This is a genomic window from Kribbella sp. NPDC020701 (assembly GCF_055562215.1).
Genome location: NZ_JBVHFT010000007.1, coordinates 383,167 through 403,870, shown reverse-complemented (window position 1 = coordinate 403,870; position 20,704 = coordinate 383,167). Strand labels below are relative to the sequence as shown.

The 20,704-nt window shown below is 68.3% G+C and carries 22 protein-coding genes; 11 read left to right on the top strand and 11 right to left on the bottom strand.

Going from position 1 to position 20,704, the window contains the following annotated elements:
• Positions 1–152 precede the first annotated feature (152 nt).
• Positions 153–848 carry a hypothetical protein gene (locus ACZ3HV_RS19795; RefSeq protein WP_465686272.1) on the top strand — a complete coding sequence of 232 codons (696 nt, stop codon included), beginning with the start codon at positions 153–155 and terminating at the stop codon, positions 846–848.
• A gap of 9 nt (positions 849–857) precedes the next feature.
• Here ACZ3HV_RS19795 and ACZ3HV_RS19790 read toward each other — a convergent pair whose 3' ends face one another.
• Together ACZ3HV_RS19790 and ACZ3HV_RS19785 are read right to left on the bottom strand one after the other, a co-directional pair.
• On the bottom strand, positions 858–1,571 hold the full coding sequence (locus ACZ3HV_RS19790; protein WP_465686270.1) for an SRPBCC family protein: 714 nt from the start codon (positions 1,569–1,571) through the stop codon (positions 858–860).
• On the bottom strand, positions 1,568–2,137 hold the full coding sequence (locus ACZ3HV_RS19785) for a helix-turn-helix domain-containing protein (RefSeq protein WP_465686268.1): 570 nt from the start codon (positions 2,135–2,137) through the stop codon (positions 1,568–1,570). Before ACZ3HV_RS19785 ends, ACZ3HV_RS19790 begins: the two co-directional genes overlap by 4 nt.
• A 163-nt stretch (positions 2,138–2,300) precedes the next feature.
• Here ACZ3HV_RS19785 and ACZ3HV_RS19780 point away from each other — a divergent pair, with 163 nt between their 5' ends.
• From ACZ3HV_RS19780 to ACZ3HV_RS19735, 10 genes are all read left to right on the top strand, one after another.
• A complete protein-coding gene (locus ACZ3HV_RS19780; protein ID WP_465686266.1) occupies positions 2,301–3,218 on the top strand; it encodes a nucleotidyltransferase domain-containing protein in 918 nt (305 codons plus the stop codon).
• The gene (locus ACZ3HV_RS19775; RefSeq protein WP_465686264.1) at positions 3,208–3,585 is read left to right on the top strand and encodes a nucleotidyltransferase domain-containing protein; all 378 of its coding nucleotides are present in this window, start codon (positions 3,208–3,210) and stop codon (positions 3,583–3,585) included. The genes ACZ3HV_RS19780 and ACZ3HV_RS19775 overlap by 11 nt, the downstream gene beginning before the upstream one ends.
• Complete coding sequence (locus tag ACZ3HV_RS19770) at positions 3,579–3,968, top strand: DNA polymerase beta superfamily protein (protein WP_465686329.1); 390 nt, start codon at positions 3,579–3,581, stop codon at positions 3,966–3,968. Before ACZ3HV_RS19775 ends, ACZ3HV_RS19770 begins: the two co-directional genes overlap by 7 nt.
• A 151-nt stretch (positions 3,969–4,119) precedes the next feature.
• On the top strand, positions 4,120–6,243 hold the full coding sequence (locus ACZ3HV_RS19765; RefSeq protein ID WP_465686262.1) for an alpha-galactosidase: 2,124 nt from the start codon (positions 4,120–4,122) through the stop codon (positions 6,241–6,243).
• A 34-nt stretch (positions 6,244–6,277) separates the two neighbouring features.
• Positions 6,278–7,222, top strand: a complete 945-nt coding sequence (locus tag ACZ3HV_RS19760) for a carbohydrate ABC transporter permease (protein WP_465686260.1) — start codon at positions 6,278–6,280, stop codon at positions 7,220–7,222.
• Positions 7,219–8,118 carry a carbohydrate ABC transporter permease gene (locus ACZ3HV_RS19755; protein WP_465686258.1) on the top strand — a complete coding sequence of 300 codons (900 nt, stop codon included), beginning with the start codon at positions 7,219–7,221 and terminating at the stop codon, positions 8,116–8,118. The genes ACZ3HV_RS19760 and ACZ3HV_RS19755 overlap by 4 nt, the downstream gene beginning before the upstream one ends.
• Before the next feature lie 8 nt (positions 8,119–8,126).
• Positions 8,127–9,482 (top strand): ABC transporter substrate-binding protein, encoded by a 1,356-nt coding sequence (locus ACZ3HV_RS19750; protein ID WP_465686256.1) that lies wholly within the window; start codon positions 8,127–8,129, stop codon positions 9,480–9,482.
• 195 nt (positions 9,483–9,677) lie between these two features.
• Complete coding sequence (locus ACZ3HV_RS19745; RefSeq protein WP_465686254.1) at positions 9,678–10,103, top strand: DUF1707 SHOCT-like domain-containing protein; 426 nt, start codon at positions 9,678–9,680, stop codon at positions 10,101–10,103.
• Positions 10,100–10,516, top strand: a complete 417-nt coding sequence (locus tag ACZ3HV_RS19740; RefSeq protein ID WP_360380107.1) for a hypothetical protein — start codon at positions 10,100–10,102, stop codon at positions 10,514–10,516. Before ACZ3HV_RS19745 ends, ACZ3HV_RS19740 begins: the two co-directional genes overlap by 4 nt.
• Positions 10,509–11,963 (top strand): multicopper oxidase family protein, encoded by a 1,455-nt coding sequence (locus tag ACZ3HV_RS19735; protein WP_465686252.1) that lies wholly within the window; start codon positions 10,509–10,511, stop codon positions 11,961–11,963. Before ACZ3HV_RS19740 ends, ACZ3HV_RS19735 begins: the two co-directional genes overlap by 8 nt.
• Here the strand turns inward: ACZ3HV_RS19735 and ACZ3HV_RS19730 are convergent.
• The 9 genes from ACZ3HV_RS19730 to ACZ3HV_RS19690 all read right to left on the bottom strand — a co-directional run.
• Positions 11,943–12,164, bottom strand: a complete 222-nt coding sequence (locus ACZ3HV_RS19730; RefSeq protein ID WP_465686250.1) for a hypothetical protein — start codon at positions 12,162–12,164, stop codon at positions 11,943–11,945. The two genes, ACZ3HV_RS19735 and ACZ3HV_RS19730, sit on opposite strands and share 21 nt — an antisense overlap.
• A 79-nt stretch (positions 12,165–12,243) precedes the next feature.
• A complete protein-coding gene (locus ACZ3HV_RS19725; RefSeq protein ID WP_360380114.1) occupies positions 12,244–13,341 on the bottom strand; it encodes a sulfite oxidase in 1,098 nt (365 codons plus the stop codon).
• Positions 13,342–13,388: 47 nt separating this feature from the next.
• Positions 13,389–13,997, bottom strand: a complete 609-nt coding sequence (locus tag ACZ3HV_RS19720; RefSeq protein ID WP_360380117.1) for a response regulator transcription factor — start codon at positions 13,995–13,997, stop codon at positions 13,389–13,391.
• Positions 13,994–15,124, bottom strand: a complete 1,131-nt coding sequence (locus ACZ3HV_RS19715; RefSeq protein ID WP_465686247.1) for a sensor histidine kinase — start codon at positions 15,122–15,124, stop codon at positions 13,994–13,996. Before ACZ3HV_RS19715 ends, ACZ3HV_RS19720 begins: the two co-directional genes overlap by 4 nt.
• Before the next feature lie 44 nt (positions 15,125–15,168).
• The gene (locus ACZ3HV_RS19710) at positions 15,169–15,903 is read right to left on the bottom strand and encodes an ABC transporter permease (RefSeq protein ID WP_360380123.1); all 735 of its coding nucleotides are present in this window, start codon (positions 15,901–15,903) and stop codon (positions 15,169–15,171) included.
• Positions 15,900–16,799 carry an ABC transporter ATP-binding protein gene (locus ACZ3HV_RS19705; protein WP_360380126.1) on the bottom strand — a complete coding sequence of 300 codons (900 nt, stop codon included), beginning with the start codon at positions 16,797–16,799 and terminating at the stop codon, positions 15,900–15,902. The genes ACZ3HV_RS19710 and ACZ3HV_RS19705 overlap by 4 nt, the downstream gene beginning before the upstream one ends.
• 666 nt (positions 16,800–17,465) lie before the next feature.
• Positions 17,466–19,463 (bottom strand): HNH endonuclease signature motif containing protein, encoded by a 1,998-nt coding sequence (locus ACZ3HV_RS19700; protein WP_465686245.1) that lies wholly within the window; start codon positions 19,461–19,463, stop codon positions 17,466–17,468.
• A gap of 136 nt (positions 19,464–19,599) precedes the next feature.
• The gene (locus ACZ3HV_RS19695; RefSeq protein ID WP_465686243.1) at positions 19,600–20,058 is read right to left on the bottom strand and encodes an HIT family protein; all 459 of its coding nucleotides are present in this window, start codon (positions 20,056–20,058) and stop codon (positions 19,600–19,602) included.
• A 15-nt stretch (positions 20,059–20,073) separates the two neighbouring features.
• Positions 20,074–20,704, bottom strand: a 631-nt coding sequence (locus ACZ3HV_RS19690) for a TetR/AcrR family transcriptional regulator (protein ID WP_465686241.1), incomplete at its 5' end; no start/stop codon positions are given.

The window sequence follows — 20,704 nt, the reverse complement described above, 5'->3', positions numbered from 1 at the left end:
TTCCGGGTAACCTCCTCCGGTAGACCGAGAGTGCTGACACCTTTGCGCCCTGTCACCGCCGTGTCAGAATCGTTGCTCGAGACTCCTCCGAGAGTTTGTCGCGGACAGTGGTGGGGAGTCTGCGGTCAACTGAGCAGACCTTGGAGCACGCTGTGCCGCTGACCACGTCCAACGCCCCGAGCGGGGCCTCTCCGCTGTGGATCATCGCGCTGTTCATCGCACTCAGCGAAGTGACGGCCGGAGTCGCGTCGATCACCACGGACGGCGCCGCGCGGCTGTTGTTCGCGATCTTCGCGGTGGCTTTCCCGATCGGGGTCTTTGTCGTCTTTGTGTGGCTACTGACCAATCACGCGCCCAAGCTGTACCCGCCTCGCGAGTACTCCGGGGAGATCACGCCCGAGATGTACGCGGCCGGTGTCAGTCGGAACAGTCGCGCAGAAGTCCACGTCTACGGCAAAGCGGTCGCGGAGCTCCTCGTCGGCCAATCGGACGGCACCTCCGGCAAGCGGGAGGAGCTGGCCGATCAGTTCCAGCAGGCGGTGGTGTCGAGCAGCGTCGAGGTGGAGATCGATGCGGTAGCGCCGGAGCGGAGTCCAGTGCTGTTTCCGGTCGACGAGGACGCCACGGTCCGCGAGTTGCTTGACGCACTGTATTTCGCGATGGCTCCGCACATCAGACCATTCCAGTACCTCGAGAGCTGGGCTCTTGTCTCCGAGCAAGGCACCGTTTTCGACGCCATCGGAACGGCCTGGGCGCGGAAGAAGCGTCAGTCCGTCGATGACCGGCGACTTGCCGAGGTTGGAATCTTCCCGGGCGAGAAACTGCGTGTCATCCCGTATCCGGCGTAGCTCCGGAGCTCAAGTCCCGAGGTCGAGTTTTTCTGGGTAGCGGGGGTCCCACCAGGTGTGCCAGCGGGCGTCGAGGGCGTCGCAGTCGGTGTCGCCGTACAGGCTGAGGACGGCCATCGTGGCGCCGTCGGGTTTCTGCTCGCCGGGCGGGATGTGGCTGAGCACCAGCAGGCCGTTGCCCCAGGCATCTACTGTCAGGCCGACCTGGTGCTCGGAGGTGTACCAGACCTCGCCCTTGACCTGCTCGCCCACCAGCTCGAGCTCGTAGGAGCTGCCGGCCGGGCCGGGGGAGATGCCGAGCTCGGCCATCGGGGAGAGCGGGCCGGTCCCGGAGTAGAACAGGGTGTGGCGGGCGTCGCCGGGGTGGTGCTCCACCGCGAACCGCAGCTGGTTCAGGAACGTCGTCCAGCCCTCGGTGACGTCGTCGTAGTACGCCTCCCACTCGGGGTTGGCGCCGTGCGGTGCCCGGGTCAGCGTGATCCGCGACCCGCCCTCGACCGGCTCGACCACGAACTCGTCGCCGCTGCCGAGCGTCAGCGTCGTGCCCTCCTCGACGGCGTGGCTGTAGTAGATGAGGTCGATCTCCTCCTCCAGCCCGCCTTGGGGTCCCTCGTACTCCCAGCCGTGCCAGTGCCGGATCTTCTCCTTCTCCCGCAACGCCTGCCAGACCGTCTCGACAGGCGCCGCCACGGTCACCACGATCTGTGGTCTCTCGTCGTTCATGAGTCTCCTTCGGTACGGCGGGGCGCCGGGTGGCCGCCCGCGATCAGCCGGTACGCGCGCCCGCCCTCGGTGTCGAACTGCTCGACCGTCCGCCGGACCGCCTCGGTCAGCGCGTCGGTGAAGCGGTGAATGTCGCCGGGCTCGGCGAAGCGGACCTCGGCTTCGAGTGTGAACGTCAGCAGCCGCTTGCCCGCGGCATCGGCCGCGCTCTGCATCCGGGCCACGTCCCGGACCGTGCCGGCTGCCACGTCGACCAGGTGCTCAGCGGCGTACTGGTCATGGATCTCAGTGAACGCCCTGCCCATCACGGCTGGATCGACGACAAGAGAGGACGATGCGCGCAGGATCCGCTCGGTGAACCCACGCCGCTGCCGCTCCTCGACCAGCTCGACCAGCCCGGCCTTCTCCAGCTCGCGCAGGTGGTAGTTCACCCGCTGCCGAGGGAGCTCCAGCGCGGCCGCGAGCTGCGTCGCCGACGACGGCTCCCGCAGCAACTCCAGCAGCTGCCGCCGGATCGGCGACAACGCCAACCGCACCTTCTCGGGCTCCTCGACGTACCGCAGCATGCCCCCAATCTCCTATTGACAGAAAAATCTGTCAATAGATGGGCGGACCGCCAGGCCATTCCAATGGCGCATGCGGGGCTCCGGCACGCTGAGAGTGCTGTGGAGGTGGCAATTGGGATGGGCTGGGCGTCCGGGTGGTCCGGTTGTGGGGGAGCATGGCGGCATGTCGGTGCAGGGGCCGCAGTTGCCGGTGGGGACGCAAGTGGTGATCCGCGTCGCCGCGCCCGATGAGCACGGCGGTACGGCGCAGCGCGGCGCCACCGGCCGGGTCGCCGGCATCACCCCGGACGGCCGCTACACAGTCCGGCTCGTCGACGGCCGGGAGACCCTGGCCCAACGCGAGCAGTTGAGTCTGCGTACGGCGTACCAGGACGAGGCGATCGAATTGGATCAGCCTGACGGCGACCGTTTGGTGCTGGAGCACACGATCTACGCCGCGGTCGTGGGGTCGCGGGCATTCGGTCTGGACACCGATACCTCGGACACGGATACGCGCGGGGTCTACGTGGCGCCGACCGAGTCCTTCTGGTCCCTCGCCAAGCCACCGACGCATGTCGACGGGCCGGAGCCGGAGTGGTTCTCGTGGGAGGTCGAGCGGTTCTGCGAGCTCGCGCTGAAGGCGAACCCGAATCTCCTCGAGGTGCTGCACTCGCCGCTCGTCGTCCGGCAGACGCCGCTGGGGGAGGAGCTGGTCGACCTGCGCGAGGCCTTCCTGTCCCAGCTGGCCTACCAGACGTACTCGGGCTATGTGCTGAGCCAGTTCAAGAAGCTGGAGGCGGACTTCCGCCGCGACGGTGCGCCGAAGTGGAAGCACGTCATGCATCTGATCCGGTTGTTGCTCGCGGCCCGCACTCTGTTGCTTGAGGCAAGACTTGTCGTCGACGTCGGCCCGCACCGCGAACGTCTGCTCGCGGTCAAGCGCGGCGAGCTGTCGTGGGACGAGGTCGAGCACTGGCGGCTGTCGCTGCATGAGGATCTGGACGACGCGCTGCAACGGACTGTCCTGCCGGCAACACCCGATGCCGCCAGAGTCGACACCTGGCTCAGGTCCGTCCGGAAGAGGAACATCCGTGACACGTGACATGCGCACCCTCGACTACGCCGAGCTGCGTCAGATCATGGGTGAGCAGCCCTACCGCCTGATCTTCGCCACGGTCTCCGGCGCGCACCTCTATGGCTTCCCGTCCCGAGACTCTGACGTCGACCTGCGCGGCGTACACGTCCTGCCCGCGGCCGAGGTGGTTGGTCTGCGCACCGGCCCGGAGACCCTGGACCGGACCTGGTTCGAGAACGAGGCCGAGGTCGGCCTCGTCACCCACGACCTGGCGAAGTTCGCCCGCCTGATGCCGCGCCGCAATGGCTACGTGCTGGAGCAGGTGCTCTCGCCCTTGGTCGTGGTCACCACGCCGGAGCATGAGGAACTGGTCGCCCTGGCGGCCGGCTGCTGACCAAGTGGCACGCTCACCACTACCGCGGATTCGCGAAGACCCAGTGGGACTTCTTCCAGAGGAACGGTGAGCTCAAGCCGCTGCTCTACACCTTCCGGGTGCTGCTGACCGGCATCAATCTGATGCGGACCGGCATCGTCCAGGCCGACCTTCGCGAGCTCGAGCTGCCCGAGCGGCCGCCGTACCTGCCGGAGCTGATGGCCGCCAAGGCCGAGGCCGAGCATGCTCCGATCGACGGGGTGCAGGGGGAGCGGCTGGCCGAGGATGTCAGCCGGCTGCAGGCTGCGCTGGACGAAGCCGAGGCGGCTAGCGCGCTGCCCGACCGGCCGGAGTCTGAGCCTGCGTTGCACGAGTTGCCGGTACGGGCGCGCCTGTCGTTCTGACCGCGCTGCGGGGAGAGCGGTTCCCCAACCTCTGGGCTGACAACGATGCCAGTCGTAAAGTATTTACTTAACTTCGTGAAGCATTGACATCTGGGGCCGCGGGGTAAATAGTTCCGTCCTGAAATCAATCAGAAAGCAGAGTGAATCAACAGTGTCGAACATCGAGGTGCTACAGCTTCGCGCTGCCGGGGTCAGCCTGGTGCTGGACTGCTCAGGTCCGGCCCTTCCGTCCGTCCTGCACTGGGGTGCGGATCTGGGTGAGCTGACCGGGAAAGCTCTGCTGGAACTGAGGCGTGGGGCCGGTGCGGTCCAGGACGGTAACGGCCTGGACGACAACCAGCCGATCGCGATCGTGCCGGAGCACGCCACCGGCTGGTTCGGCCTGCCGGGCCTGTGCGGCCACCGCGACGGGCAGAACTTCTCCGCGAGCTTCCGGCTGACCAGCGTCGCGCAGTCCGACAACGCGGTGCAGGTCGACGCGGAGGATCCCGACGCCGGGCTCACGATCCGCCTGACCATCGAGCTGACCGACAGCGGTCTCGTTCGGGCCAAGGCCGACCTCACGAACACCGGTAAGACGCCGTACACGGTCGACGGCCTGGTCCTCGCACTCCCGGTCCCGACCGAGGCGACCGAACTGCTCGACATGACCGGTCGCCACATCGGCGAGCGGCACCCGCAGCGGCACGCGTTCACCCAAGGTGCGCACATCCGCGACAACCGCCGCGGCCGCACCGGCGCCGACGCGACCCTGCTGCTGATCGCCGGTACGCCCGGCTTCGACTTCGGCACCGGCGAGATCTGGTCGGTGCACACCGCTTGGAGCGGCAACCACCGCTCGTACGCCGAGCGCGGCATGAGCGGGTACGGCGTGATCGGCGGCGGCGAGCTGCTCCTCCCCGGCGAGGGTCGCGTGCAGCCGGAAGGCACCTACAGCACTCCGTGGATCTACGGTTCGTACGGCGTCGGACTCGACCGGCTGTCCGCCCGGTTCCACGAGTACCTGCGGGCCCGGCCGAACCACCCGAAGACCGAGCGTCCCGTCGTACTGAACACCTGGGAAGCCGTCTACTTCGATCTCGACCTGGACAAGCTGAAGGCGCTCGCGGACGCGGCCGCCGAGGTCGGCGCGGAGCGGTTCGTGCTCGACGACGGGTGGTTCCGCGGCCGGCGCGACGACCACGCGGGGCTCGGTGACTGGTACGTCGACGAAGGGATCTGGCCGAAGGGCCTGCACCCGCTCGTCGACCACGTCCGGGGTCACGGCCTGCAGTTCGGCCTCTGGGTCGAGCCGGAGATGGTGAACCCGGACTCCGACCTGGCTCGCGAGCACCCGGACTGGATCCTGGCCACCGGCCACCGGATGCCCCCGACCGCGCGGCATCAGCAGGGCCTGAACCTCGGCGTCCCGGCGGCGTACGACTACATCCTCGAGCGGCTCGACAGCCTGCTGAGCGAGTACGACATCGCGTACCTGAAGTGGGACCACAACCGGGACTTCGTCGACGGCGGCAACCAGTTGACCGGGACCGCCGGCATCCACGAGCAGACGCTGGCCGTGTACCGGCTGATCGACGAGCTGAAGCGCCGGCACCCGGGCCTGGAGATCGAGTCGTGCTCGTCCGGCGGCGCCCGCGTCGACCTCGGCATCCTGGAGCGCACCGACCGGATCTGGGGCAGCGACAGCAACGACGCGCTCGAGCGCCAGACGATCCAGCGGTACACGCAGCTGCTGCTGCCGCCGGAGCTGATCGGCTGCCACATCGGCCCGCCGCGAGCGCACACCACGGGCCGCACCCAGTCGCTGTCGTTCCGCGCGATCACCGCGCTGTTCGGCCACTTCGGCATCGAGTGGGACATCGCGTCCGCCTCTCCCGAGGAGCGGGCGGAGCTGGCCGGCTGGGTCGCCCTGCACAAGGAACTGCGGCCGTTGCTGCACACCGGCACGGTCGTCCGCGCCGACCGCGGTCCGGCCGACTTCCTCCTGCACGGCGTGGTTTCCCCGGACCGCGCCCGCGCCGTGTACGCCGCCGTACAGCTGACGCAGTCGGTCACGTCGGCCGTCGGCCGGGTCCGGCTGCCCGGGCTCGACCCGCAGCGGACCTACCGAGTGAGCAAGGTCGCGACACCCGGTCCCGAGTCGCGGACGGCGGCCTGGTCGGCCAACGGTGGAAGCGTCGAACTGAACGGTGCCGCACTGGCCTCGGCCGGGGTGCTGATCCCGGCCCAGTGGCCTGAGAGCGCGATCTTGCTGGAAGTGACCGCGATCGACTAAGCCCGGTCGATCGCAGACTGAGAAGGAGATCCCCGTGACCGTGACCACCAACGCACCACCCGACAGCAGGCGAGATCACGGGGATCGGAAGGCTCCGCCCGGTAGGCGGCGGAGCCTGGGGGACCTGAAGGTCGCAATGATCTTCCTGGCCCCGGCCACGCTCGGCTTCGTCGTGTTCTACATCTGGCCGACCCTGCGCGGCGCCTACCTGAGCTTCACCGAGTACAGCCTGCTGTCCGCGCCGCAGTTCAACGGCCTGGACAACTACCGGCGGATGATCCAGGACAGCTTCTTCTGGAACGCGCTGCTGGTCACGGTCGAGTACGTCGTGATCAACATCGGCGTGCAGACGATCCTGGCGATCGGGATCGCGATGCTGATGTACCGGCTGACCAAGTCGATCACGGTCCGCGCGGCGATCCTGCTGCCGTACCTGGTCGCGAACGTGGTGGTCGCGCTGGTCTGGTACTGGATGCTGGACTTCCAGGTCGGCATCGTGAACCAGGGCCTGACCTGGATCGGGATCGATCCGGTCGCGTTCTTCGGCGACTCGCACTGGGCGATCCCGACGGTTGCGGGGATCAACATCTGGCGGCACATGGGCTACACGGCCCTGCTGGTGTTCGCCGGCCTGCAGACGATCCCGAACTACGTCTACGAGGCGGCCGAGGTGGACGGGTCGACGGAGTGGAAGACGTTCTGGCGGATCACGCTGCCGCTGCTGCGGCCTGTTCTGGTGATGGTCCTGGTGGTCACCATGATCGGGTCGTTCCAGATCTTCGACACCGTCGCGGTGACCACGCAGGGCGGCCCGATCAACGCGACCCGGGTCATCTACTACTACATCTACGAGCGGGCGTTCACCCGGTTCGACTTCGGGTACGCCTCCGCGATGGCGCTGGTGCTGTTCGCGATCCTCGCGGTGGTCTCCCTGCTGCAGCTCCGGCTGCTGCGCGCGAAGGAGAGTGATCTGGCATGAGGCTGTCGTCTCATTCTGTGCGGGAGTTGAACGTCGGCCGGGTCGTCGCCTGGGCGTTCCTGATCGTGCTGCTGATCGTCACGCTGTTCCCGTTCTACTGGATGCTGCGTACGGCGCTGTCCGACAACACCCAGCTTCCCGGCCACCCGAGCTCGCTGCTCCCGGTGGAGTCCACGCTGGGCGCGTTCAAGCGGGTGCTCGGACTGTCGACGATCGAGGAGGCCCAGGCCCAGGGTGGTTCGGGGGCGGCCGTCAACTTCTGGCTGTACCTGCGCAACTCGTTGGTCGTGGCAACCATCACGACGGTCTGCCAGGTGTTCTTCAGCGCGATGGCGGCGTACGCGTTCGCCCGGCTGCGCTGGCCCGGGCGGGACAAGGTGTTCGCGCTGTTCCTGGCCGCGCTGATGGTGCCGCCGATCTTCACCACGCTGCCGAACTTCGTGCTGATCAAGAACCTCGGCCTGCTGAACAGCTTCGCCGGCATCATCCTGCCGGGTGCGTTCATGACGCCGTTCGCGATCTTCTTCCTGCGCCAGTTCTTCCTCGGGATCAACCGGGAGCTGGAGGAGGCGGCGATGATCGACGGTGCCGGGCACCGGCGGATCTTCTTCGGCCTGATCATCCCGATGAGCGCGGCGCCGATCGCCACGCTCGCGATCCTGACCTACATCAACTCCTGGAACGACTACTTCTGGCCGCTGCTGGTCGGCCAGCAGGAGAACGTCCGGGTGCTGACGGTCGCGCTCGGCGTGTTCCGGTCGCAGACGCCGCAGGGCGGACCGGACTGGGCCGGCCTGATGGCCGCGACGCTGATCGCGGCGCTGCCGATGATCATCCTGTTCCTGGCGTTCGCCAAGAAGATCACCAACTCCATCGGCTTCTCCGGGATCAAGTGAGGTATCCGATGAAACTCTCGAGACGGACACTGCTCAAGGCCGGACTGGCCGGGCTCGCCGCGTCGGCGGTTGCCGGATGCAACAACGGTGCCGCGGCCCGCGGTCAGGGCGAGGTCATCTACTGGCTGTGGGATTCCGCGCAGCTGCCGATGTACACCGAGGCCGCGAAGGTCTTCCACGAGCAGAACCCGCAGTACACGGTGAAGATCGAGCAGTACGGCTGGAACGACTACTGGTCCAAGCTGGTGACCGGGTTCATCTCCGACACCGCGCCGGACGTGTTCACCGGGCACTCGTCGAAGTACCCGCTGTTCGCGGACAAGGGCCAGGTGCTGCCGATCGACGATTTCGTTGCCAAGGACAACCTGGATCTGAGCATCTACCAGAAGGGACTGGCGGATCGCTGGATCGGGGCCGACGGCAAGCGGTACGGCCTGCCGAAGGACTGGGACACCGAGGTCTACTTCTACAACAGCGCCTTCACCGAGGCGGCCGGGATCAGCCCCGAGCAGCTCAACTCGATGACCTGGAACCCGCGGGACGGCGGCACCTTCGAGCAGGTCGTCCGCCGGCTGACAGTGGACTCCAAGGGGCGCCGCGGCGACCAGCCGGGGTTCGACAAGGACGACGTCAAGGTCTACGGACTCGGGTACTCCGACGCCGGCGGTGGCGACGGTCAGACCAGTTGGAGCTGGTACGCCGCGATCAACGGCTGGAAGTACTCCGAGGGCGAGCCGTGGGGGACGAAGTTCTTCTACGGCGACCCGAAGTTCACCGACACGATCGGCTGGTGGCGTGGACTCATCACCAAGGGGTACATGCCGACGTACGCGCAGGCGAAGTCCGGGGTGGACGTCACCACGAGCTTCGGTGCGGGAAAGTACGCGATCACCCCGAACGGATCCTGGATGCTCGGGACGTACGGCGGTCTGAAGCAGGTGAAGACCAAGCTGGCCCGGCTCCCGATCGGCCCGGTCGGGAAACGGATGTCGATGATGAACGGGCTGGCTGACACCATCTGGGCGGGCACCACCCGGCGGGAGGCGTCCTGGGCCTGGGTGAAGTTCCTCGGCTCGCAGACCGCGCAGGACATCGTCGCCAAGGCGGGTGTGGTGTTCCCGGCGGTGGCGGCGAGCATGCCGGCGGCGAAGGCGGCGTTCGCCAAGAACGGCTGGGACGTCACGCCGTTCCTGGAACCGGTCGAGGCGGGTGACGTCTTCCCGTACCCGGCCAACCCGAACGCCGCGGACGTGACCGCGGTGATGACGCCGGCGATGGACGCGGTGATGTCGTTCGAGGCCGAGCCGGGTTCGCTCGCGAAGGCCAACAACGACGTGAACAAGATCCTCTCGGCCAACGCCTGAGGATGCCGGGGACCCTGGCGGCCGCGCCAGGGTTTCCCCGGGATCCGTCTACGCCCGGGGGAGTACGCCGTACTGCGTCCAGCGGTGCAGTGTGCTCCTCCGGGGGTAGGAGAGGTGTCGCCGCTGAGGCGACGCGGTAAGAGGGCTCCGGACGACAACCTTGGTGCCATCGATTCACGAGCACCGAGGAGAGTCATGGGCGACGAGAGGCCGGGCGGTCCGATCCGCATCGGCGACAGCGAACGCGAGGACGCCATCAAGCGTCTGGGCGAGCACTACGAAGCCGGCCGGCTCAGCGCGGAGGAACACGCCGAGCGCATCGACCAGGCCCTGCAGGCGAAGACGGACGCCGATCTGGCCGCGTTGTTCACGGATCTTCCGGGCGCTCGCCAGGCTGGTGGCCCCAAGGCTCAGCAGCCGGGTCCCTTCGGCGCGCGGCGGCCCGAGAAGGGGCCGCTCGGCCGGCTTCCGTTCCCGTTGCTGGTCGCGATCGGCGTCGTCGGGCTGCTGGCGTCGATCGCCTGCGTGGTGGATGCCGGGCATCCGCCGGTCCTGCCGTTCGCGTTGATCGTGGCCGCGGTGTTCATCATCCGGAAGCGCCGGATGGAGCGGCGGGCATGAGGGCCGTCTACCGGGTGCTCGGTCAGCTGATCGCACTCGCGGTGGTGCTCCAGGTCGCGTCGATCGCGCTGGCCTTGTTCACCGTCGACAAGGACGCTGACGACGGGACCTCGATCGGGGCCGACTACAGCAACCTCGGGCAGACCTACCACAGCGTCGCCGGCATGGTGATCGGTCTGCTCGCGCTGGTCTTCCTGATCGTGTCGTTCCTGACCGACGTCCCGCGCGGGCGGACGATGGCCGGGATCGTGGTCGGACTGGTCGTGCTGCAGTTCCTTCTCGCGGTGGTGTCCTTCGGGATCCCGGCGCTTGGGGTGCTGCACGCCGTCAACGGTCTGGCGATCGCAGGTATAGCGAGTTCTGCCGGACGGCGGGCCGTCGTACCGAAGCAGCCTGTGACCACCAGTGGCTGAGCCCACATCCCGGCGAAGGTGGGGCCGGCTGGTCGCGCTGGGGATCACGCTGGCGGTACTCGTACCGCTGGGGTATCTCTGGGCGACCAGCCTCGTCCCCAGCTCCTACAACCCGGCCGACATGGGGTACGCCGACTACGGCGGCGGCCATGCTGGTGGGCATGACCATCACCACGGTGGGATGAGCGTCGCGGATCTCACCGGCCCGGCCACCGGTACGCCGGATGTCGCGGTGACGCTGACGGCGCGGAAGCAGAAGTTCCAGCTGGCCAGTGGTGAGACGGTCGACGGCTACACGGTCAACGGGACCTCGCCTGGTCCGCTGATCCGGGCTCGCGTTGGCGATCTCGTCCAGGTGACGTTCGTGAACGAGTCCGTGTCCGATGGTGCGACGCTGCACTGGCACGGGATCGACGTACCCAACGCCGAGGACGGGGTCGCCGGAGTGACGCAGGACGCCGTACCCGTGGGTGGGAAGCATGTGTACCGGTTCAAGGCGGCGCAGGCCGGGACGTACTGGTACCACTCGCACCAGGTGTCGAGTGACGAGGTGAAGGGTGGGCTGTTCGGCCCGATCGTGATCGCGCCGGCAACGCCTGGTGAGGTGGTCGCCGCGATCCATACGTACGACGGTAAGCGGACGATCAACGGGCGGACGGGGAGTCAGCGGGTCGAGTTGCCGGCGGGGACGACGGCGCGGGTCCGGGTGATCAACACCGACAACGCGATCCTGCGGGTCGGGCTGCTCGGGACGCCGTACAAGGTGGTCGCGGTGGATGGCCGGGAGGTTCACGGGCCGACGCCTCTGACTGCGGCGTACCCGTTGGCCGCCGGGGCGCGGGTGGATCTGGAGGCTGTCGTGCCGGCCGAAGGCATGCGGTTAGTGGCGGGTGCGGCCGCGGTGTCGCTGGGGATCGGGCCGGTGGATCCGCCTTCGGGCGAGCTGCCGGGGGAGACGGTGGATCTGCTGACGTACGGTACGGCGGCGCCGCTCGGGTTCGATCCGGCTCACGCTGATCGGAACTTCGAGTACCGGATCGGGCGGCGACCCGGGTTCCTCGACGGGAAGCCGGGACTGTGGTGGACGATCAACGGGCACAAGTTCCCCGACGTCCCGATGTACATGGTTGCCGAGGGCAACATTGTCCGGATGACGATCTCGAACACCAGTGGCCAGGCGCATCCGATGCACCTGCACGGTCACCACGCCGTCGTCCTGTCCCGCAACGGCGTCGCCGCGACCGGCTCACCCTGGTGGGTCGACACCCTCGAGGTCGGCAACAAGCAGACCTACGAGATCGCCTTCGTCGCCGACAACCCAGGCCTCTGGATGGACCACTGCCACAACCTCCCGCACGCCTCCGAGGGCCTGATGACCCACCTCATGTACGAAGGCATCACCACCCCGTACCGCGTAGGCGGCGACTCACACAACAAGCCGGAGTGAGTTGGGGGTGTGGAGGGCGAGGTGCATGGCTGCTATTCGGGAGCAGGCTGCGTCGATGGCGGCTCGTTGGGAGTCGTAGGAGCCCCACCAGAGTGGGTTGTCCGGCTGTGGATCGAGTTCGTCGTCGACATCGGCGTACCACTCGCCGGCGGTCCGGAAGACCCGCGCGTGCAGGTGGATCTCAGTGCCCGACTCGTTCACCGCACCACTCCTGGAGTGAGACCGTGTACGTCTCCAGGATGTAACTCCAGTACGCCGGAACCGTCCAGCGACACGCGGCTCAGGTGACCAAAACGCTGATCCGCTGGGCGGTGTTGTTGGCGAAACCGCCGCGGTTCCAGCCGGCCTCGATCGGTTGCTCGCGGCCGCTGGCGTCGTACGCGCGGACCGTGAGCACGTGCTCGCCGGGCGTGGCCTCCCAGTCGTAGGCGAAGGCCCGCCAGGCGAGCTCGTCGTTGCCGAGGGCATCCAACGTGGCCTCGTGCCAGTTCACCCCGGCGTCGGTGCTGACCTCGACCCGCTCGATCGGCGCCCAGCCGGACCAGGCCCGGCCCAGCAGCGGAACGGTGCCAGCGGCAACGAACCGGTGCCGGCTCATGAAGTCGGGGAAGCCCGGCGGGATCAGCAGCGCCCGCGGCTCGATCCTGGTGACCGCTTCACCGGGGTCGTCCGGCGCGGTGCGGATCCGGTACGCGACCGCGTTCTGGAACCCGTCGAACTCGTGGTCGATCAGCTCGATCGACCGCAGCCATTTCACGCTCGCCATTCCGTACCACCCGGGTACGACGAGGCGCAGCGGGTACCCGTGCTGCGGCGGCAGCGGCTGACCGTTCATCTCCCAGGCGACGATCGCGCCGGAGTCGATCGCCTCGGTCACACTCAACCCGCGCTGATAATCCTGCTCGACCCCGCGCTCCACGCCGTGATCCGCGCCGGTGAACACCACGTCCACGGCATCCTCGCGGATCCCGGCCGCCCGCAGCAGATCGGACAGCAGCACGCCGGTCCATTCCGCCGTACCGACGGCTTCGGTCAACCAGGGCTGGCTGATCGGCCGCGGCTGCAACGCGGCCCGCCCGTTGCCCGCGCACTCCAACGTCACCCGGACGGTCCGGCGTCCCATCGCCCGCATCTCGGTCAGCCCGAACGACAACGGTTGCTCGACGCACCCGTCCACAGTGAGCCGCCAATTGGCCGCGTTCGTTGCCGGGATGTCGTAGTGCACCAGCACGTAGTGCAGTCCGGGCGGCGTCAGTTCGTACCGCAGCCCCTCCAGCGGCATCCCGTGATTCCGCGCCGCCAGCTGCAACTCGTCCCCGGTGATCCCCTCACCGGTGTCCGCCAGCCGCCCCGCCACACTGAATTGCTCGATCGACATCGTAGATCCCCCTCCCCTAGAGCGTCAGCCTAGAGGTTGTGACCGGACTACAACCACCCGTTGTCGAGGGCGATCCGGGCGGCCTCGGCCCGGGTGCGTGCGCCGGTCTTGCCGATGGCGGCGGAGAGGTGGTTCCGGACGGTGCCTTCGGACAGGTGGAGCTCCTTGGCGATGTCAGCGACCGTGCCTCCCTCCCGGGCGGCGCGCAGTACGTCGGACTCCCGGCCGGTCAGCGGGCTCGTTCCCGCGACCAGGGTCTCGGCGGCCAGTGACGGATCGACCACGCGGAGACCTTGGTGCACCCGGCGGACGGCGTCCGCGAGCTGGGTCGCGGGAGTGTCCTTCACGACGAAACCGGCAGCACCCGCCTCCATCGCGCGGCGCAGGTACCCGGGCCGGCCGAAGGTGGTCACCATCAGCACCCGGACCCCGGGCACGGCGGACCGCAGTGCCGCGGCGGCCTCGATCCCGTCGAGTCCCGGCATCTCGACGTCCAGCAGGGCGACGTCCGGCTTGGTCGCCTTCGCGGCCTCGATCACCTCGTCACCACGGCTGACCTCGGACACCACCTCCAGGTCGGACTCGAGATCCAGCAACGCGGCCAGGGCTCCACGGACCAGTGCCTGGTCGTCGGCGATCAGCAGTCGGATACTCACGGGCCAACTCTGACAGCCAGTCGGAATCCGCCGCCAGGTGCCTGGCCGACCTGCACACTCGCGCCGGCCTGGTCCGCCCGCTCGCGCAACCCCACGAGCCCGTGCCCGGACGCGCCCCCGCCGGGTGTCGGGCCCTTGCCGTCGTCGATGACCTCGATCTGGGTGGCGCTGAGCTTGATCGTGCAGCGCTTCGCCCCCGAGTGCCGTACGACGTTCGTCACGCCCTCCCGGATCACCCAGGCGAAGAGCTCCCGGATCTCCTCCGGGACCTCGTCGATCGTGGTCGGAAGATCGGCCTTGATCTCGGCTGCCTGGAGTGCGGCCTGGGCGGACACCAGCTCGCCGGCCAGACTCAGCTCGCGGTATCCCGCGACCGCCGCCCGGACATCGGCCAGCGCAGCCCGGGCGAGACTCTCCACATCGGCCACCTCGGCCGCGGCTCGCTCGGGGTTCGCCTCGATCAACTTGCCGGCCAGCTCCGCCTTCACGGTGATGACGGTCAGCGAGTGGCCGAGGATGTCGTGCAGGTCCCGGGCGAACCGGTTCCGTTCCTCCTGCACGGCCAGCTCGGCCATGTCCTTGCGGGTCGCGTTGAGCTCGATACTGCGCTGGATCGCCCGCCGCAGGCCGAACACCGCCAGCGCGCCGAGGAAGATCGCGAACCCGTAGCTGCCGTCATCGGACCAGCCCGGCACCAGCCGCATCGACAGCTCGGCGCCTCCGAGCAGGACCGCGACGATCCCCACGGCGAGCCGGACGTCGAGCGCCATCATCGCGATCGCCGCGATGTAGACCAGGCAGGTGAGCGCCTTCTGGCCGGCCGACGGCAGCATCAGCAGGCACAGCGCGAGCATGCCCGCCAGGTAGGCCAGCCGTTGCCAGGTCGGCAGCCCGCCGACGCCGAGCCCGACCCAGCGGATCCAGGCGAAGAAACCGAGGTACGACGCCGCGAACAGGATCACCGTGACCAAACCGAGGACCCGGGTCGGGCCATGCTGGTGATCGAGGATCTCCTCGAACGGCTGGGACAGGTAGAACAACCAGATCCCGGCCGCCAGCCAACCCCACCGGCCGGGTCCGGTCCGTTCCCGGTCCGGCCCATCCAGCAGGGTTGGCAGCGTCCTCATGATGGTCACGGTAGTGGGTTCGGTGTCGAGACCGGGTCCCGAGCTCAGGCCCGCGCGGTGTCGGCGCGGAATCGGCGCAGGCCGATCATCCCGAGGACGACGGTCCAGCCGAGCACCACCAGCAGCGCCTGGGTGTCCACGCCGCCCGCGGTCAGCGCACTACGGGAGGTCAGACCGGTCCAGTACGCCGGGGTCAGCTGGGCAATGTGCTTCATGATCGACGGCATCTGGTCGACCGGCAGCCACAGTCCGCCGAAGGCCGCGATCAGCATCGTGCTCAGACCGGTGATCGGCTGCACGCTGTCCGGCTTGGCGATGTACCCGATGACCAGGCCGATGGCCGCGAACGGCAGGGCGCCGAGCCAGGAGACCAGCGCGACCGTCACCCACTGGCTAAGACTCAGGTGCACGTGGCCGAAGATCATGCCGAAGACGAACACGACTAGCAGCGGCGGGATCGCCAGCAGCAGGGACAGGATCACCTTGGTGACGACGTACGCCTGCGGCTTCAGCGGGGTGAGCCGGAGCGTCCGGTTCCAGCCGCCGTCGCGCTCGGCCGCGATCACGCCGCCGCTGCTCATCGCCGCGGACATCGAGCCGAACATCGCCATACTCACCATCACGTACGCGATCGCGGAGATCCCGCCCTCGCTGGCGTCCTTCGGCAGCGTCATGCCGAAGATCATGAACAGCACCAGCGGCATCAGGATCGAGAAGATCAGCACCCGCCGGTTCCGCAGCGTGCGGCGGATGTCGAAGATCAAGTAGTCGCGGTTCATGCCAGGCTCTCCTGCTCTGCGCTGATGGCCAGTACGGCGTCCTCCAGGTCGGCGGACGTGACTTCGATGTCGTGGGCTGCTGTGTTCTCCAGCAGGTAACGCAGGGTGTCGTCGGAGTCCGCGCACTGCAGCAGAACGACCTCGCCGCGCGTCTCGACATTCCGTACGCCGGGCAGCGACGCGAGCGCAGCCAGGTCGGCACCGGGAACGGTGGCCCGGATGGTCCGGCCGGACACGCTCGCCTTGATCTGCGCAGCGGTGCCATCGGCAACGACTTTGCCGTGCCGCATCAGCACCACGCGGTCGGCGTACGCGTCGGCCTCTTCCAGATAGTGCGTCGCGAACAGCACGGTCCGGCCGCGCGCGGTCTCGTCGTGCATCGACGCCCAGAAGTCGCGCCGGGACTCGACGTCCATGCCGGTGGTCGGCTCGTCGAGCACGATCAGCTCAGGCTGCGGAATGATCGCCATCGCGAACCGCACCCGCTGCTTCTGGCCGCCGGACAGGCCCTTCATCTTCCGGTCGGTCAGGTCGGCGATCCCGGCCCGCTCGAGCGCTTCCTTCACCGGCATCGGGTCCTTGTGCAGGCCGGCCACCAGGTTCAGCAGCTCGCCGACCTTGGCGTCCTCGATGATCCCGCCGCTCTGCAACATCACCCCGACATGGCCCTTGGCAATCGCCTCGACCGGCGTCCCGTCGTACACCTGCACGCTGCCCTGATCCGGCTTCACCAGCCCGAGCAGCATCTCGATCGTCGTCGACTTACCGGCACCGTTCGGCCCCAGCAACGCCACCACCTCACCGGCCCGGATGGTCAGATCCACCCCGGCGACGGCCTGCACGTCCCCATACTTCTTGGTCACACCCCGCAGGCTGACCGCAGTCGTTGTCGTCATACCTGTAGCTTTCCGCCGGCCGTCGCCCCACCCCTGGATCGCCCGTCACGACCCACCCATGACATCCGTCAGCACGGGGACTAGTCCAAAAGAACACCGCTCCGCGGCGGCTGCCCGATCGGCCACCTTCGGCGGCGGACGCGGATCGGTGTCACGCGCCGAAGGGCTTGGCGCGGGGTGCTGTGGACACCCGGCCTGTGTCGCCGAGCTGGGGGCGGGTGACGCAGAAGGACGCCTCTTCGCGGCGGTGGCGCAGAGCCGTGTCACGAGCCACCGGCTTGGCGTGGGTGCCGGGGTGGATAGGCGATGGGTGGGCGGAGCGCGGTGGCGCGAGGGTTCGCCGCCTGGGGAGGTGGTCTGTTGATCGCGTCCGGCGCAGGTGGCGACTGCGGTTGCGGGCGTGGATGGTGCGCGTATGCCTTGGGCGGGACGTGGTGACGCGGCGGTGGGCTCGGTGGAGCGCAGGTGAGGATCGCCGGCTGAGCCAGGGCGCCAACCGATCTCGGCATTCGCGGCAGCCGTGAGTTTGGCGAGTTGATCGGGTCCCGAGGTCGACGCGACCGGTTCTAGGACGCGCATGTGCGGCGACGATCGACGGCTGCGGGCAGCGGCGGTTCGCAGCCTTGTCGTGGTGGTGGCTTCGGGCCGCCGGTCCGCGTGGGTGGGTTATGGCGCGGGTCCGGAGGTGGTTCTGGGGTCTTGCCATGGGTCGGCGAATCGGTCGGGGTGGTCGTTTGGGGGATCGTCGGGGAGTGGGGTGCTGTCTGGGGCGATGGGCTCGGGGGTGGGGGTGGGAGGTTCGCCCCAGATGGCGAGGCTTGCGGCTTCGCGGAGGGCGGATGGTGTGATGCCTTCGGGGTGCTCGGCTTGGAGGCGTCGGTGGAGCAGGCCTGGGCGGGTTGTGTTTGTGGCGAGGCTGGAGGAGTCGGGCGTGGGCGAGGCGGTGATCACCCCCGATGGGGTCGTGCCTGGTGTGGTGGGGCTTGAGGCGACGTGGTCGACATCCGGCTCCCGGTCGCCGAGAACATCCGAGTTGTGGGCAGCCGGTGCCGTGTCCGCGGATGGTGGAGGCGTCGGGCCGGGGCCTGGCGGTGTGGGTACACGGGGAGGAGCGGTGCGCGATGGGGGCGTGCGGAGAGGACCCGATGGGGTTGGTCCGGCGGGTGGTGAGGGTGGGGCGGACATGTGCCATAAATGACCGGCGTTGGGTTCGTGCGGTTGTCCCGGGGAGCTCTCGGCGGCCACGAGGTCGGCGCCTTGGACGGGGCGCGGTTGATGAGCTCGTTGGACGCTGCGGCTTGGGGGAGGTGGGTCGGCCCAGGTGGGGCGGGTTACGTGGACGACGCCGTTGGTGATGGTGATGGTCCAGTGGCCGTTGTGGAGGTCGGTGTGATGGCGGCGGCAGAGGAGGGCGAGGTTGTGGATGGCGGTGGGGCCGTTGTCGATCCAGGAGGTGAGGTGGTGGGCGTCGCATTGGACGGGTGGTGCGCCGCAGATGACGCAGCCCTTGTCGCGGGTGTTGAGGGCGCGGCGGATTGCTCGGGTGACGAGGCGTTCGGCGCGGCCGACGTCGAGGGGTTCGGAGTTGGAGCCGAGGACGAGGGGGATGATGTTGGCGTCGCAGGCGAGGCGGCGGATGGTGGCTGCGGAGAGGCCGTCGCTGTAGACGGTGTCACCGATGGCGTTGGCGGTGGCGGCTTTGAGGTCGTGTAGGTCGATGGTGACGGTGATGTTGGCTTTGGCGCCGAAGCCGGGCAGCCAGCCGCTCGTCGCTGCCGTTCGGTCCACGAGGGACGTTGCGGGACCGGTGGTGATGGTGGTGGCTGTCGGGCTGGTGGCTGAGGTTGGCGTGTCGGCGTCGGTTATGGGCTGGGTGGCTGCTGCGGCTGTCGTGTGCGTGGTGCGGAGTTTGAAGCCGGTGTCGGTGGCGGCGGCGGCGATGGTGAGGGCGGTGGTGAGGGCGTCGGCTTGGCGTTTGTCGCGGGGGCGGGGGTCGAGCTCGCCGTCGATGGTGCGGTGGGGGCGGGCGCCGGTGTGGATGAGGGTGCGGAGGAGTTCTGCGTTGTCGTTGGCTAGGTAGCCGCGGAACTTCACGCCGTTGTCGGCGGTCGTCAGGGTCAGGGATTCGCGGGCGTAGGCCTGGTGTTCGGTGGGTTCGGGGCCGTCGGTGTCGAGGAGGTCGCGGGCGCGCTGGGCGGCTTTGCGGAGTTCGCTGGGGTTGAGGTGGCGGGCCAGTTTGACGAGTTCGCGTTCGGCGACGGCGAGGTCTTCGACGGGGACCGTGGTCGGGACCCTTTCGAGGGCGAAGACGATGGCTTCGGCCTGGGCGGGGCGCAGGAACACCTCAGCCTCGGGCCATGCCTCTGCCTGTGCCTCTGGCGTGGTGTCGGGTAGAGCGTTGGCGACGGTGGGGTATTTGGGGAGGGCTCGGGCGAGGCGGAGGTCGCGGCGGGCTTGGGGTGGGTCGAGGCGGTAGCGGAAGGTGAGGAGTTGGGCGGTGTCGTGGGCGCCGATCTCCTCGGCGTGGCCGTCGTGGTCGAGGGCGGCGATGAGGTGGAGGCGGTAGGTTTCCAGGCGGGCGAGTTCGGCGTCGAGGGTGTCGAGAGTGGTCAGCTTCTCGCTGCTACTCATCGACCACACCGGCCGCTCGCCCAGGAGTTCCATACCGGCAACTCTAGAGACACCCACCGACAGTTTCCAAAGCCGGGAACCCTTGTTTTCAAGGGATTCAGTTGTCCACAGGACTGCACCCAGTCATCCACAACAGCTCGCACCTGTGGATAACCGATGCCTTTGGCAACTAATCCAAGTACGCGCGGAGGCGGCGTACGTAGGGTCGGCGTTCGTCCGCTGTGGCCGGATCTGGGAGGTGCCTGGTGTTGTAGAGGTTGTCGTCGGGGTATCTCGGGAAGACGTGGACGTGGTAGTGCCAGGCGTCTTGGTAGCCGGCTGGTTCGTTGTGTTGCCTGGTAGAGATGCCATCGCAGTCATAGGTGTGGCGGATCGCGATGGCGATCTCCCGTACTGCGTCGTGTACGGCGTGACCGTCGATGGCCGGCAGGTCGTAGAGGTTCTCGTGGTGGGCGGTTGGTACGACCAGGACGTGGCCGCGGTTGTTCGGCCACCAGCGGGAGGCGACGAAGGCCAGTGCGCGGCCGGTTCGGAGGACGATGTCGGCCTGGCTGGTCAGGTGGTCTTCGCCTCCGGCGGCCAGTCGGCAGAACGGGCATTCGTAGCCAGGTGGTTCGTGATTGAACACCGCAAACCAGCGCCGTCAGGAGTTGCGGAGGGTCTGGAGGCCCTGCCAGAGGAGGTCTTTGAGGGTTCGGGCGACCTTCTCCGGCGAGGGTGGTTCAGCGGCGCGGCTGCGCCAGATGGCCAGCCGTTCTGTGGCGCCGGAGATGCTTTGGGCAACGATCTCGATCTCGTCGTCGTCGGCGGTGCGGCCGGGTGGGAGGTTCATCCGGACCATGGTGGAGATGAGTTCGATGAAGGCGGCGCGGACCTCATCGGTGGCCGCGGCGGCGGGGCCGGCGGCCGGTCCGGTGCTGAGCATGCCTTCGTCGATCAGGACCGACCACGCCTGCGGGTGGTCGTCGAGGAACTGGAACCAGGCGACGAAACCGGCGTACAGAACGTCCTCCGCGTCCGTCGCGGCCATCACCGCGTCGGCCACGGTCTCCAGGAGCTGCGTGCGCAGGCGCGCCAGGCACGCGAGGAACAGGCCGTCCTTGGAGCCGTAGTACTGGTAGATCAGCGGCTTCGACACCCCGACGTCGGCGGCGACATCGTCCATCGACGTGCCCTGATAGCCGCGCTCGCCGAAGATCCGCTCGGCCGCCTCCAGGATCTCCCGCTCGCGGGCGGCCCTGTTCCGCCGCCGCTTCGGCGGCGCCGCGCTGTCC

Bases quoted from the DNA above. Each gene is read 5' to 3' on its own strand.
- ACZ3HV_RS19755 (WP_465686258.1), top strand. From the start codon at position 7,219: ATGAGGCTGTCGTCTCATTCTGTGCGGGAGTTGAACGTCGGCCGGGTC.
- ACZ3HV_RS19715 (WP_465686247.1), bottom strand. From the start codon at position 15,124: ATGAGGACGCTGCCAACCCTGCTGGATGGGCCGGACCGGGAACGGACC.
- ACZ3HV_RS19700 (WP_465686245.1), bottom strand. From the start codon at position 19,463: ATGGAACTCCTGGGCGAGCGGCCGGTGTGGTCGATGAGTAGCAGCGAG.
- ACZ3HV_RS19750 (WP_465686256.1), top strand. From the start codon at position 8,127: ATGAAACTCTCGAGACGGACACTGCTCAAGGCCGGACTGGCCGGGCTC.
- ACZ3HV_RS19785 (WP_465686268.1), bottom strand. From the start codon at position 2,137: ATGCTGCGGTACGTCGAGGAGCCCGAGAAGGTGCGGTTGGCGTTGTCG.
- ACZ3HV_RS19745 (WP_465686254.1), top strand. From the start codon at position 9,678: ATGGGCGACGAGAGGCCGGGCGGTCCGATCCGCATCGGCGACAGCGAA.
- ACZ3HV_RS19740 (WP_360380107.1), top strand. From the start codon at position 10,100: ATGAGGGCCGTCTACCGGGTGCTCGGTCAGCTGATCGCACTCGCGGTG.
- ACZ3HV_RS19705 (WP_360380126.1), bottom strand. From the start codon at position 16,799: ATGACGACAACGACTGCGGTCAGCCTGCGGGGTGTGACCAAGAAGTAT.
- ACZ3HV_RS19780 (WP_465686266.1), top strand. From the start codon at position 2,301: ATGTCGGTGCAGGGGCCGCAGTTGCCGGTGGGGACGCAAGTGGTGATC.
- ACZ3HV_RS19790 (WP_465686270.1), bottom strand. From the start codon at position 1,571: ATGAACGACGAGAGACCACAGATCGTGGTGACCGTGGCGGCGCCTGTC.
- ACZ3HV_RS19710 (WP_360380123.1), bottom strand. From the start codon at position 15,903: ATGAACCGCGACTACTTGATCTTCGACATCCGCCGCACGCTGCGGAAC.
- ACZ3HV_RS19725 (WP_360380114.1), bottom strand. From the start codon at position 13,341: ATGTCGATCGAGCAATTCAGTGTGGCGGGGCGGCTGGCGGACACCGGT.